Source organism: Marivirga tractuosa, from assembly GCF_042140215.1.
Classification (GTDB): domain Bacteria; phylum Bacteroidota; class Bacteroidia; order Cytophagales; family Cyclobacteriaceae; genus Marivirga; species Marivirga tractuosa_A.
In genome coordinates this window covers 78,926-91,752 of sequence record NZ_CP159478.1, presented here as the reverse complement: position 1 = coordinate 91,752, position 12,827 = coordinate 78,926, and the positions used below count along the sequence as shown (strand labels likewise).

Below are 12,827 nucleotides of genomic sequence, written 5' to 3'. Positions count from 1 at the left end.
ATGGGTCAATATAAAGAATACAAAAATCTGAATTATGCCGAGCTGGCAGATGAAGTCCTAGAGTTTTGGAATAAGAATGACATATTTCAAAAATCAATGACTACCCGTGAGGGAAAACCGACTTTTACTTTTTATGAAGGACCACCTTCAGCAAATGGTACTCCTGGTATTCACCATGTGATGGCGCGAGCAGTAAAAGATATTTTTTGTAGATATAAAACCTTAAAAGGCTTTCAAGTAAAAAGAAAAGGTGGATGGGACACTCATGGTTTGCCTGTTGAATTGCAGGTAGAAAAGGAGTTAGGCATCACCAAAGAAGATATTGGAAAGAAAATTTCCGTTGCCGAATATAATGACAGATGCAAAAAGGCAGTCATGAAATTCAAAGGCGAATGGGATGATTTGACCCGAAAAATGGGTTATTGGGTGGATTTGGATGATCCTTATATCACCTTCGATCGCAAATACATGGAAACCCTATGGCATTTGCTGAAGAAATTTTACGATAAAGATTTATTATATAAAGGTTATACTGTTCAGCCTTACTCCCCTGCTGCAGGAACTGGATTAAGTTCACATGAATTGAATCAGCCTGGTTGTTATCGTGATGTGAAAGACACATCGGTAACTGCGCAATTTAAAGTGAAGAAAGATGATAAATCGGCTTTCCTTTTTGAAAATGAAGAGGAAGATGTTCGATTCTTAGCCTGGACTACCACGCCTTGGACTTTGCCTTCCAATTGTGCACTGGCGGTAGGTGAAAAAATTGACTATGTGAAAGTGAAAACTTTCAATCAATATACTTACGAAGCAGTTTCTGTGGTTCTAGCTAAAGATTTGGTAAGCAAACAGTTTAACGCCAAAGCAAAGGACTTAAAACTGGAAGATTATAAGGCTGGAGATAAATTAATTCCATTTGAGATTGCCCAAACCTTCAAGGGTAAAGACATAGTGGAAACACGCTATGAACAATTGATGCCTTATGTTACTTCAGAGGAATTAGAGAAAAATGCGTTCCGAGTAATTCCTGGTGATTTCGTAACTACTGAGGATGGTACTGGAATTGTACACACCGCTTCTGTTTTTGGTGCAGATGACTTTAAAGTAGCGCAGCAAAATAACGTTCCGGCCGTAATGGTGAAGGATGAGCAAGGAAAAGATACGCCTTTGGTAGACAAAAAAGGAAGATTTGTTACTGAGGTAACAGATTTTGCTGGCAAGTATGTCAAGGAAGAATATTATGACGATGCCACTCGTAATGATCCTGACTTCAAACCGACTGATGTTCTGATTGCCATCAAACTAAAAGAAGATAATAAGGCTTTTAAAGTAGAAAAATACGAGCACTCCTATCCTCATTGCTGGAGAACAGATAAGCCAATCTTATATTATCCATTGGATTCTTGGTTTATCAAAACCACTGCGATGAAAGATAGATTGGTAGAATTAAATAAAACTATTAACTGGAAGCCAGCTTCTACCGGTGAAGGTCGTTTTGGTAACTGGTTAGAGAATTTAGTGGACTGGAACTTAAGTAGATCAAGATATTGGGGGACTCCTTTACCAATTTGGGTAACAGAAGATCGCAAAGAGCAAATCTGCATTGGTTCATTAGAAGAGTTAAGAAATGAAGTAAGAAAATCTGTGAAAGCAAGTTTTATGGGAGAAGAATTGGCTGAAGATTTCGATTTGCACCGCCCATATGTTGATGATGTGATTTTAACCAGTGAATCTGGTCAGAAAATGTTCCGTGAACCTGATTTGATTGACGTTTGGTTCGATTCCGGAGCTATGCCTTATGCACAATGGCATTATCCTTTTGAAAATAATGAGACTTTCGACAAAAACTATCCTGCTGATTTCATAGCTGAGGGAGTGGATCAAACCCGTGGTTGGTTCTTTACATTGCATGCTATTTCAGGAATGTTGTTTGATTCAGTGGCTTACAAAAATGTTATCGCCAATGGGTTGGTATTGGATAAGGATGGAAATAAAATGTCCAAGCGATTGGGCAATGCGATCAATCCATTTGAAACCTTGAAGAAATACGGTCCCGATGCCACTCGTTGGTATATGATTGCCAATGCAAATCCTTGGGATAACCTAAAATTCAATTTGCAGGGAGTAGAAGAAGTACAGCGTAAGTTCTTCGGTACTCTACAAAACACTTATAATTTCTTCGCGCTTTATGCCAATTTGGATGGCTTCACTTTCGAAGGTGAAAGCATTCCATTAGAAAAACGAACAGAAAGTGACCGATGGATTTTATCAAAACTAAATTCCTTAAAGAAAGCAGTTGATGCTGCTTATGATGATTATGAGCCTACCCGTGCTGCTCGATTAATCCAAGATTTCGTTCAAGATGATGTGAGTAATTGGTATGTGCGATTGAACCGTAAGCGTTTCTGGAAAGGGGAATATAATGAAGATAAAAAAGCAGCTTATCAATCACTTTATGAGTGTTTGGAAAGCATTGCTATTTTAAGTGCGCCAATTGCTCCTTTCTATATGGATAATTTATTCCAAAGCTTAAATAAAGTGAGCGGTAGAATGTCGGAGGAATCTGTTCATTTGGTGGATTTCCCTCAAGCAGATGAAAATGTCATCAATAAAGATTTGGAGGAGCGAATGTATTTGGCACAGCATATAAGTTCATTGACTCATTCTATTCGTAAAGCACAGAAAATCAAAGTAAGACAACCGCTACATAAAATATTGGTGCCTGTTTTAAACGATAAAACACGTAAGCAAATTGAAGCAGTAGAAGATTTGATTATCTCTGAAGTAAATGTGAAATCTATCGAATATATAGATGATGCTTCCGGTGTATTAGTGAAAAATGTAAAACCTAACTTCAGAAAATTAGGGCAGCATTTTGGTCCTAAAATGAAAGTGGTTACTCAAATCATCAATAAATGGGGACAGGAAGAAATTGCTAAAATAGAGCAAAATAATGCTTTTAATATAGAAGTGGATGGAGAAAAACATACATTGACTTTGGAAGATGTAGAAATCACTTCTCAGGACATCCCAGGCTGGTCAGTAGCTTCTGAAGCAGGCATTACGGTTGCTTTGGATATTAGCATAGATGATGATTTAAGAAGGGAAGGCTTTGCTAGAGATTTGGTGAACCGTATCCAAAACCTAAGAAAAGAGAAAGGGTTGGAGGTTCAGGATAAAATAGCAGTGGCTGTCAAAAAAGGAAATGAATTAGTGGACACAGCAATTTCACAAAACAAAGATTACATTTGTTCCGAAACTCAGGCAGTTTCATTAGATTTGGCTGAAAATTTAACCGAAACCACGGAATTAGAGATAGACGATTTGAAAATTGAATTGTCCTTAGTGGTGAAAAACCAATAAATGTGAAATACACAAAATATTTTTTACTGACATTCTTTTTAATTGCCCTTGACCAAGCCGTTAAGCTTTGGGTTCATACGAATATGGAAATGGGCATAGCAGGTCAAATCGAAGTCTTTGGCGACTGGTTTAAATTATACTATACGCTTAATCCAGGTATGGCTTTTGGCATGCAATTTGGCTCTGAATATGGCAAATTAGGCTTAAGCTTATTCCGCTTGGTCGCTATGTTTTTCATTGCCTACTATCTTTATAAATTAGCTAAAGAAAAAACACACCCAGGTGTTCTATGGAGTATGGCAGCGGTTTTAGCCGGAGCAATTGGTAACTTAATTGATAGTATTTTCTATGGGGTTTGGTTGGATAATGCTCCTTATAATGCTATTTCCCCATGGTTCCACGGCCAAGTAGTAGATATGTTCTATATCGATATTTGGGAAGGAAGAGTAGCTGAATGGATACCATTCTGGGGTGGAGATTATATTTCCCTATGGCCTATATTCAATGTAGCCGATGCAGCTATCTTCACTGGTGTAGCTGTAATTTTAATTTTCCAAAAGAAGTTCTTTAAGGCTGTTAAGAATGAAACTGCAGGATAATTAATAATTAGTAATTTTTTAATTAATAATTTTTGAGACTCCTTCATCTAAAATAACGAGATAGTGCAAATGTCCTCTTTTGCACTTGGGTTTATTAGAATTAGAAAAATTGAATTCAGAAATTAAATAGTTTTTAATTCATTAGAATGATTACTCCGTAAACTTCTCTAGCTGTTTAATGCATTTCTTTTGAGCTTTAATGATGTCTTTATAGATATTCTTATCCTGTTCTGATTCATCAGTTGCCTCATAAGCATTTACTGCTTTTAAGTAATACATTTTGGCATTTAAAGCTAAGTCGATCATCATATTTACCTCAGCGAGAATATAGAATTCTTTATAGCTAGGGTTTTCCTTTTTCTCAATTAACTCAATTACTTTTAATAACGATGTTTCAGATTTTACCCTGTGCTGTTCTGCAAATTTTAGGGGTAAATCAAAATCTTTAAAAAGTGAGAGGTGAGTGGAGGCTTTTGTTTTTAGGTAAAGTGTGTTTTCTGGTTCAATTTTTAGAGCTTTATTCAAGTTTTTTAAAGCTTCTTGCTCTTTTCCTTTCACGAATTGTAGCGCCACACCTTTGTAATAATAACCATCAGAAATTTCAGGTGATAACTTAATAACTGCATCTGAATAGGTGGATAAACGATCAAACTCTTTAGTTCTTTCTAAAATTTGGCATGCCAAAAGCGTGAGTGGCAAGTTTTCAGTATCATTTTCTAATTCTGCCGTAACTTTATTGAGAGAAGGTCTTACCTTACCCGAATAATATAAAGCTTTAAGTGCTTCATAACTATTTTTATTTTCCTCCTTCATTTTCTCCTCTTTTCCCATGGTAATATATTCTTAGAATTATTCAGACCTAATGCTTATGAGCATTTAGTATGCTTGAAATGCAAAGGTACAAAACCTAAAGCTTATGAAAAGGATATAGCGTATTCTATTATTAAATCATTTGTTAGGGAAACTTACTTCGTTCTATTTTAATTCAGAATCAATATTTAATTTTTTTATACTATCAAAAACTAGAGCGTTTTCAAAATATAAATTATTTATGCCCCTAACATCGGAAGGTGCTTTATTTTATGATAAGTTAAAGCTAGTGTAATACAATGTTTTATTTCCTTTTCAGGAAGTTTTTCATCAATATGAAATACGATTGCCCTTGTCCCTTCAAATCTCAGTTTGTCTTTATATAGTATTTTGAAAGTCTCCACTAATTTTGAAGTGCACTTAAAATATAAAGCGAACTGTTCTGGGTTTTTCTTTTTCCAATCCATTCTAAGTGTGCTTCCATGTTTTGTCAAATAGCTTGGTTCTCCCCATTTTAGGGTTTCTTCTAGTTTCACAAGGCCATCAATTTCCGATGCTGTATTCAAAACCAATTCTCTTAAATCCAATAATTGGGATTTTACCGATTCTGGATATTGATCAAATACTTCCTTTACTCTTAGATCACTTTTTAATTCCATTTTAGTTGGCTGAGGTTATAATTCAAAAATATATGAAATTTAGCGACCATTTAACTTATAGCTCCTCACATTTTTTGTATTACTTAAAAAGCAACTTTAACATTTAGAATGCTGTGAACAATTTAAAGATAAATTCACATTCCAAAATCAGCGGGTAAAATCATGGCCATCTTTTTTTCCGAAATAGCTCCTGAAAATAATATTTTATCAAAATTGGAATACAATCCATAGCCATCAATCATAAAATTACTGGTGTAAAAGCTAACAGAAGATCTTTCCTTCCCATTGAACAGGATGTCAAATCTGGCAACAAAATTTTTACCATTAAACCCTCTTTTTTGCTGTTTCACCTTAATTTTCGTGATTGTTCCTACTTCTTGGAAATCCATCAGATTCTTTGCACTTGTACGGTAGCCATTATGATAAAGGCGAAACCCATTTTCATCTAATTTACTTGCTTTCAAGGCTCTAAAAAACGATAAAGAAGAGTTTTGATAAGCCTTCATTCTCCTTTTTTCAACTCTCTTGCTTGAAAGCAATGGTTTAAACTGTGTTGTACCAGAAAATAGGCTGGATTTAATGAGGTCTTCTTTCAAAGAAAAATCCTTAAACTGTACTTCAAATTTGATCAGGTTATATGTGATATTGTAGCCTAAATATAGATTTTCGATTTCAAGTGGTTGATCGGCAAAAGCGGAGAAAATTAAGGACTCAGGGTTATATCGAAATCTGATGTCTTCTTCATTCAAAATAATACATTCTCTTTGTAGCCGTCTATCTCCAATAAATTGTTCTTTGAATGCTTTCATAAGCTGTTTTCGTGAAAATGGGTTGTTATAAACTTTTACTTCACCCATTACAGATACATCCTCTTCTAGCTGAAATGTGTATGGTTTCTCTGTTGATGGTTTATTTAGATATAATGTCTTATAACCAACAAAACTAACAATCAAAACAGCATTGATTTCAGGTTTTATCTTAAAACTAAATGCTCCATTTACATCTGTTATATCTCCAATGGTAGTTCCATCAATATAGACTGAGGCCCCAGTTAAGGGTTCGCCTGAAGGGTTAATTACTGTCCCTGAGATTTTTTGAGATAATAGTTCAAAAGATATAAATAGAGAAAGAAATAGAAATATGATCAGTATTTGTTTATTCATGTGAAGGAATTAAAATGTATAATGCACCGTCAAAAATGATACCATCATCTCAACTATATACATTTAAATTCCAAAAGTCCAGAGAGGTAAGAAGTGTTGTTTAGTTTCATTGGGAATAGAAAAAGTCTAGGAAAAAAGTAATTGTACATCATTATAAAAAAATAAATAAGTTCATTTTTTGAATGATTTATTCAACCTGTCCCCCTTTCCCTTTCAACTTCTGTAATACTCACGGCAACAGCACCTTCCTTCGGTAGAATAATCCTTCCCATTTCCTTCGAATAAACGAAAGTCACTTGTGCACCAAATAATAGAATTAATACAGAGTAATAAACCCAAACCAGAATCGCTACAAAAGAACCTGCTGCTCCATAAGAGTCTGTCAGGTTAGCTGTTCCTAAATAGAAGCCCAAAGCAAATTTACCTGCCACAAACAAAACGGTGGTTACAAAAGCACCTACCCATACATCCCTCCATTTAAGTTTAGCATCAGGAAGTATTTTAAATATTATGGCAAATACTATGGTGATAAAACCGAGAGAAATAGCAAGATTCATTATCTGAATGATATAAATGGTGGCTCCATCTAAAATCTCTTTTATATGTGTTTGAATAAAAGAAATGACCGTATCTGCTAACAAAGATACTAGCAATAAAAAGCCTAATGCAGCTATCATGGCCAAAGAAAGCAATCTGTTAATGATGAATTTAATGATACCTTTTTTAGGTTTTGCTTTGATGCTCCAAATGGTATTTAAGCTATCTTGTAAAGATATAAATACTGTGGTTGCACTGAAAAGCAGAGTTCCTATCCCAATAATTTGAAATAAAACCCGATCAGTTTGCACAGTTGCAGAGGATAATAAACTGTCTATTTGCTCTGAACTGGATTCACCCATTAATTGATTAATCTGATCCAAAAACTGAGTTCTAACTACATCATCTTCGTAGAAATATCCTGCGACAGTAATAGCGACCAAGCCAATAGCAGGCAAAGAAAAAATGGTGAAATAAGCAGTAGAAGCACTATGTTTAAAAGGGTTTTCTTCAAAGAATTTAATACCCGAATTCTTAAATATTTGAAACCACTTTTTTAAAAATTTTGCCATTCCTATAATTTCCCGATTAGTTATTTTAATAATAAGACAAACGAGCAAATTAAGAATAAGATTAGTTTTTTAATTATTCCAATTTCAACTTATTAAAGACTGCACTTAAGGTTCCAATTGAGTAGATACAACGAAAGCTATGAGGGCTGTTTAAAATTGAGTTGATGACTTTTTTATATTTTATAGAGATGCTTTTCAATTTCATAGATATAATTACAACATTAGTCGATAAACTCCTTCAAATTGTTATTTAAACTTACTTCATATATGCCAATAGAATTATTCTTTGTAGTTTTAAACTTAGGTTTTTTACAATTTATCATGAGAAAATTAATACTTCTTCCAATCCTTATCTTTTTGTTAGCATTTCCAGCTTTTAGCCAGGATTTAATTATTGAATCCATGACCATTGAAGCCAGCTATCATAAGCATTCAGCTTTTACCTATAGTGTTAGTATTAAGAATATAGGCGTTATTTCTTCCAGTAAAGGAGTTTTGAAAATTTATTTTGGTAATGATGCTTCAGACTACTCTAGTTTCTTCACGTCAGACTATTTTCCAGCTCTAGACGCTGATGAAACAGTCACCATGCAGTTTGAAATAGGTGGATCAGAATATTTAGATGATTTGGATAAAGAAGTAGGTTCATATTATGTTAATGTTATTATTGACCCAAATGCATATAATTTTATTGATGTAAATCCCTCAAATAATAAATATCAAGCAGGTGTGACTGAGGTGACAGCTTCTACTGCTGACATCCTTTTAAATAATTTTAGTTTAAATAATGCATCAAATCATGTGCAAGGAAAAGAGTTAGCGCTGAATGTGGATGCATCTAATCCTGGTTCAACTATAAGAGGGGTATATGTTGAAGCATACTTATCAGACGATATGGTATTTGATGAGGAAGATTTACAATTAGAGAGGGCTGAATATTTAAGATTTGATTATCAAAATGAGCTGACTGACTTTTTATTAAATGATTTTGAAATCCCTTTTAACATAACTCCAGGTGAATATTACGTTTTTTTAAAGGTTGATAGCTACGATATCATACAAGAAATCGATGAAGCAAATAATGTTTATCAAGCAGGTAATATAGAGGTTGCTTCCTCCAATGCATCCCTAATAATACCTGAGCATTTTGTAGATTTTCAATGGACTGAGTACGGTGTCAGTATATCATTTGAAATTGAAAATACCGGGTCAACTGACGTAACTTATTTGGATTACTATGTATCGTCCTATTCAGGTGGAATGGGCTATAACACTATAAATTATTATGGGCAAGGAATAAAAGCAGGTGAAAGCACATCGGAGTACGTGAATATTGAAGAGTATGAAATACATGGTAATTATATTTACATCGGAAACAACGACCCAAAATACCCATACATAAGTGAAGTAGAAATATATATTGGAAGTAAACCCACTTACAATTATAATTTCAATATCTCAGATGTTTACCTCGACAGTCCTGTAGAAACTGAAGACACTGAAATACCAATTACCATAGAGATTGAAAATCCTAATGAGAATTCAATTTATGAATCCGCTACTATCGATATAACTTTGGAGTCCTTAGATGGTCAAATCACAGAGAATTATAGCGTAAGAAAAGGTATTTATATGTATGAATATGGAACTGATGAACTAAATCTAAGTCTTCCAAACAGACCAAGTGTTACCGCTGGAATATATAATGTTACAACCAATATTAATTTAGACAATAAAGACGGTAGTGCAGGCCCCTTCATAAGTGAGATTGAAATTATAGCCTCAGAATATAACATAGAGGTAGAAATAGTAGGGCAAAATGGAGATATTATCAATGAGGGTATAGTTTACTTTTATGAAAAAACGCCAGATGGTGCTATCAATTTTATAAGCAGTAAAAACATTGAAGAGAATAATGGAGTAGGAACGGTAAGCTTTCAACAAAGCGCAGGAAACTATATGTTTTTTGTAGTGCCTGACAAAAATGAATTTCCTAATTACATCAGAACGGTTTCGGGTAATACATTCAAATTAGAAGAGACTAGTTTCACAGAAATTTATTCGGATGCCACCATACAAATTGAACCGATTTATGTAGATCCAAATGCCCTAAGCGGAAGCAAAATAATTGAAGGAAATGTAGTGGCAGGAACCGCCACAGGAAGGATGACTTACAGTCAAACAGCCAGCGCTTCCTTTGATGAAACTCCAGTTTATTTAACCCAAGAAAATTCAGTAGTAGCTTTTACTTACACAGATGCCAGTGGAGCATTCTCTTTCTCAAATGTGGAGAATGGAGATTATGATGTGTATTTTGATGACGGGGATATCTTAGCATCAAATGATATCACAGCAAATGTGAATGTAGACGAATCTACTGACATTGTAAATTTAACAATTGATGAAAATGGAGAAGTAGACATTCAAGACCTAAAAATGGAAATAGCTGCATTTGATCTAGAAACTCGGGATATGGAAGCCGATGAAGATAATTTATCGATTCAATACAGATTATCTAATTTCTACAAACACAATAGTATTGCTATTTCAGATGCATTTTTTTATTGCTACATCAAGCAAAATGATGTAATCCTTGATTCACTTGCTTTTGAGAAAAACTTAGCCCTTAACGAGAATGACACCTTAAACATTAAAAATTCACTTCATTTAACAAGCCTATTAGATATAGGAGAATATGAAGTTGAATTATATTTTTCTACTCCCTATCAAAATACTGAAGTTCCAGGATCAGCTAGAACTTTTAATGTGATTGAACCACATTATAACATTAAAGCTTTTGCATTAGATTCACAGCAATCACCCGTGACATCAGGAGTAATCCAATTATATAAAATAAACGGATCGGGACAAGCTGTACTTTTTGAGGAAAAAACAGTTTCGCAAGATGGATCTGCCAGTTTTTACACACCCACATGCGATTATGTTATTAGAGTTGTACCTCAAAAGGAGAGTTATCCACATTTAATACCAAGTTTTCAGAATCAGAAATACTATTTTTCAGACGATGACATTCAAACACTAACAACTGATACTGAGCATCAAATTAATCTTGTAAATGACCCCTCTCAAGTATTAAATGGTAATAGAAAGGTGTTATTCAATTTCGATGATGACAACTTTAGTTTTAATGAAACTAGAGTAATAATAGCAAACGCTGCAGATAGTAGTGTTATCAGAACTTCTTATACTGAAGATAACCATTTTGAAATCAAGAATTTTGAGTCTGGTGAGTATTTATTCTTTTTCGATGATGAAGACATCACAATAGATCATGAAAAATGGTACTCTTTGGTCATAAATGAGCAGGATGACCTATATCAAATGGAAATCAATTCTTCAAGTACATCCCTTAATCAATATGATTATGATTTTATGGTGAAAAAAGATTCTGTTTTCACTTACTACAATAAAATGAGCCAGCTCAATATGGCTTTCGATATAGATAAATATTCAAGTGTTTTCCCTGATGAATTAGTATCATTTGATTTTAGAATAGATCTGATTTCAAAAGAAAGTACTGATTCTCTTAGTTTTTTCTATTCTGAGATGCTTGATTTTAATACATTTGAAGATTTGGATAAAACTCTCTTATTGGATTCATTTCTAGATGCTGGGATGTATGATGTAAAAGTAAATTACTCTTCTCAGTACACCAATGGCTTTGTTCAAAGCAATGCATTTCCTATCGAAATATTAGATGCTGGTATAAACTTAAATAAGGTGCAACTTGAACAGGAGCTCTTGGAAAATGCGTTGCAAATTCCATTGAAATTCCAATTGATTGGAAGTAATGATAGATTGGCAGATTTCAAAGTATATTATGAACATAAATTAATAAAAGGGACTGATACGATTACTATACAAAATCATCAGAATAGTATTGATATAGGAAATGAGGAATCCAAAACATATTCATATACTTTAAATTTAGATACCAATCTGGAGTTGGGAGACTATAAGCTTATTACATATTTTAGTCCTTATCATCATAATAAATCTAACCAACAATTGGTTGAGACTACCTTTAGAGTTAAAAACAAAGGACTTTCAATAAATAACCTAAGTCTTAATGACGAGCTTTCTGTAATTTCTGATTCGATGAATTTTAGCTTTAGTATAAGTGCTAATAATGAAGATTCGATCAAAAACCAAAACATCAAATTAATAAGCTATCTTATTAAAGAAAATGACACCTTAATTCACAAGGAAGAGGGTTTTACCCTAAATATTCCAAGATCAGGCACTGAAGAATTTCAAATGTCTATTGACTTAAAAGATAAGCTTACTTCTGATCTTAATCCTGGCGACTATAAATTGGTTGTTGAATTAAAACACCCAATTGATATTTATAGTAAGAAATCTGCTATTAATTTTAGGGTAAATGATCCATCAATTGAGCTTTTAGAAATAATAATCCCTAAAGAAATATCTAGTAATACAAATGAAATTGACTGCGAAATAAAGGTTTCAGGGAACAACCATGATATAATCCGATTGCTTCAAACTGATTTCAAATTGAGCTTATTAAAAAAGGATAAAATATTATCTGACACAATAATTACTAAAGACTTAACCATTCAAAAATCTGGTTCAATCAGTATTAATATTCCATTATCCTTTGCCTCAACTCTTGAGGATGGTGAATATTTATTTGAGCTTAGTTACATTACAAAATATATGAGTAATTATTCTGCGACAATTTCAGATGATTTCACAGTATTTACTGAGTCTGAAATCACCTCCAACAAAGAGGAGCTAATTCCAGAATATAATATATATCCTAATCCATTCGGGAATCATATAAGTATAATAGGTGACTTTGATGATGCTATACTTTATAATCAATATGGAAAATTAATTAAAGCATATCATGAAGAAACTGGCTTCCAAAATTTGGGTGATATTAGTGCTGGCGTTTATCTATTGGTTATTGAGTATCAAGGCAAAATGGTTTATAAAAAAGTAATTAAGAAGTAAGCTTAAATTACTGCTAATAATTGACAGGAGCTATATGCTAGCTCCAGCGGAGAGGAAAGAAATAATTGAATTTACGAACTGGACAGCTATTGCTTGTAAAATGTACGGAAGTTCTATCTACTAGAA

At 33.5% G+C, this 12,827-nt stretch carries 7 protein-coding genes; 3 read left to right on the top strand and 4 right to left on the bottom strand.

Annotation, left to right across the window (positions count from 1 at the left end):
* A complete protein-coding gene (gene ileS / locus ABWH96_RS00410) occupies positions 1 to 3,363 on the top strand; it encodes an isoleucine--tRNA ligase (protein WP_375579572.1) in 3,363 nt (1,120 codons plus the stop codon).
* A gap of 2 nt (positions 3,364 to 3,365) precedes the next feature.
* On the top strand, positions 3,366 to 3,962 hold the full coding sequence (locus tag ABWH96_RS00405; RefSeq protein WP_375579571.1) for a lipoprotein signal peptidase: 597 nt from the start codon (positions 3,366 to 3,368) through the stop codon (positions 3,960 to 3,962).
* 150 nt (positions 3,963 to 4,112) lie between these two features.
* Here the strand turns inward: ABWH96_RS00405 and ABWH96_RS00400 are convergent, their stop codons facing one another.
* The 4 genes from ABWH96_RS00400 to ABWH96_RS00385 form a co-directional block, all read right to left on the bottom strand.
* Positions 4,113 to 4,793, bottom strand: coding sequence for a hypothetical protein (locus ABWH96_RS00400; protein WP_375579570.1), 681 nt, complete (start codon positions 4,791 to 4,793; stop codon positions 4,113 to 4,115).
* Positions 4,794 to 5,011: 218 nt separating this feature from the next.
* A complete protein-coding gene (locus tag ABWH96_RS00395; RefSeq protein WP_375579569.1) occupies positions 5,012 to 5,431 on the bottom strand; it encodes a DUF1801 domain-containing protein in 420 nt (139 codons plus the stop codon).
* Positions 5,432 to 5,565: 134 nt separating this feature from the next.
* Positions 5,566 to 6,594 (bottom strand): carboxypeptidase-like regulatory domain-containing protein, encoded by a 1,029-nt coding sequence (locus ABWH96_RS00390; protein WP_375579568.1) that lies wholly within the window; start codon positions 6,592 to 6,594, stop codon positions 5,566 to 5,568.
* Positions 6,595 to 6,785: 191 nt separating this feature from the next.
* Positions 6,786 to 7,703 (bottom strand): YihY/virulence factor BrkB family protein, encoded by a 918-nt coding sequence (locus tag ABWH96_RS00385; protein WP_375579567.1) that lies wholly within the window; start codon positions 7,701 to 7,703, stop codon positions 6,786 to 6,788.
* A gap of 267 nt (positions 7,704 to 7,970) precedes the next feature.
* Between ABWH96_RS00385 and ABWH96_RS00380 the strand changes: the two genes are divergently transcribed.
* A complete protein-coding gene (locus ABWH96_RS00380; protein WP_375579566.1) occupies positions 7,971 to 12,701 on the top strand; it encodes a CARDB domain-containing protein in 4,731 nt (1,576 codons plus the stop codon).
* Positions 12,702 to 12,827: the final 126 nt, after the last annotated feature.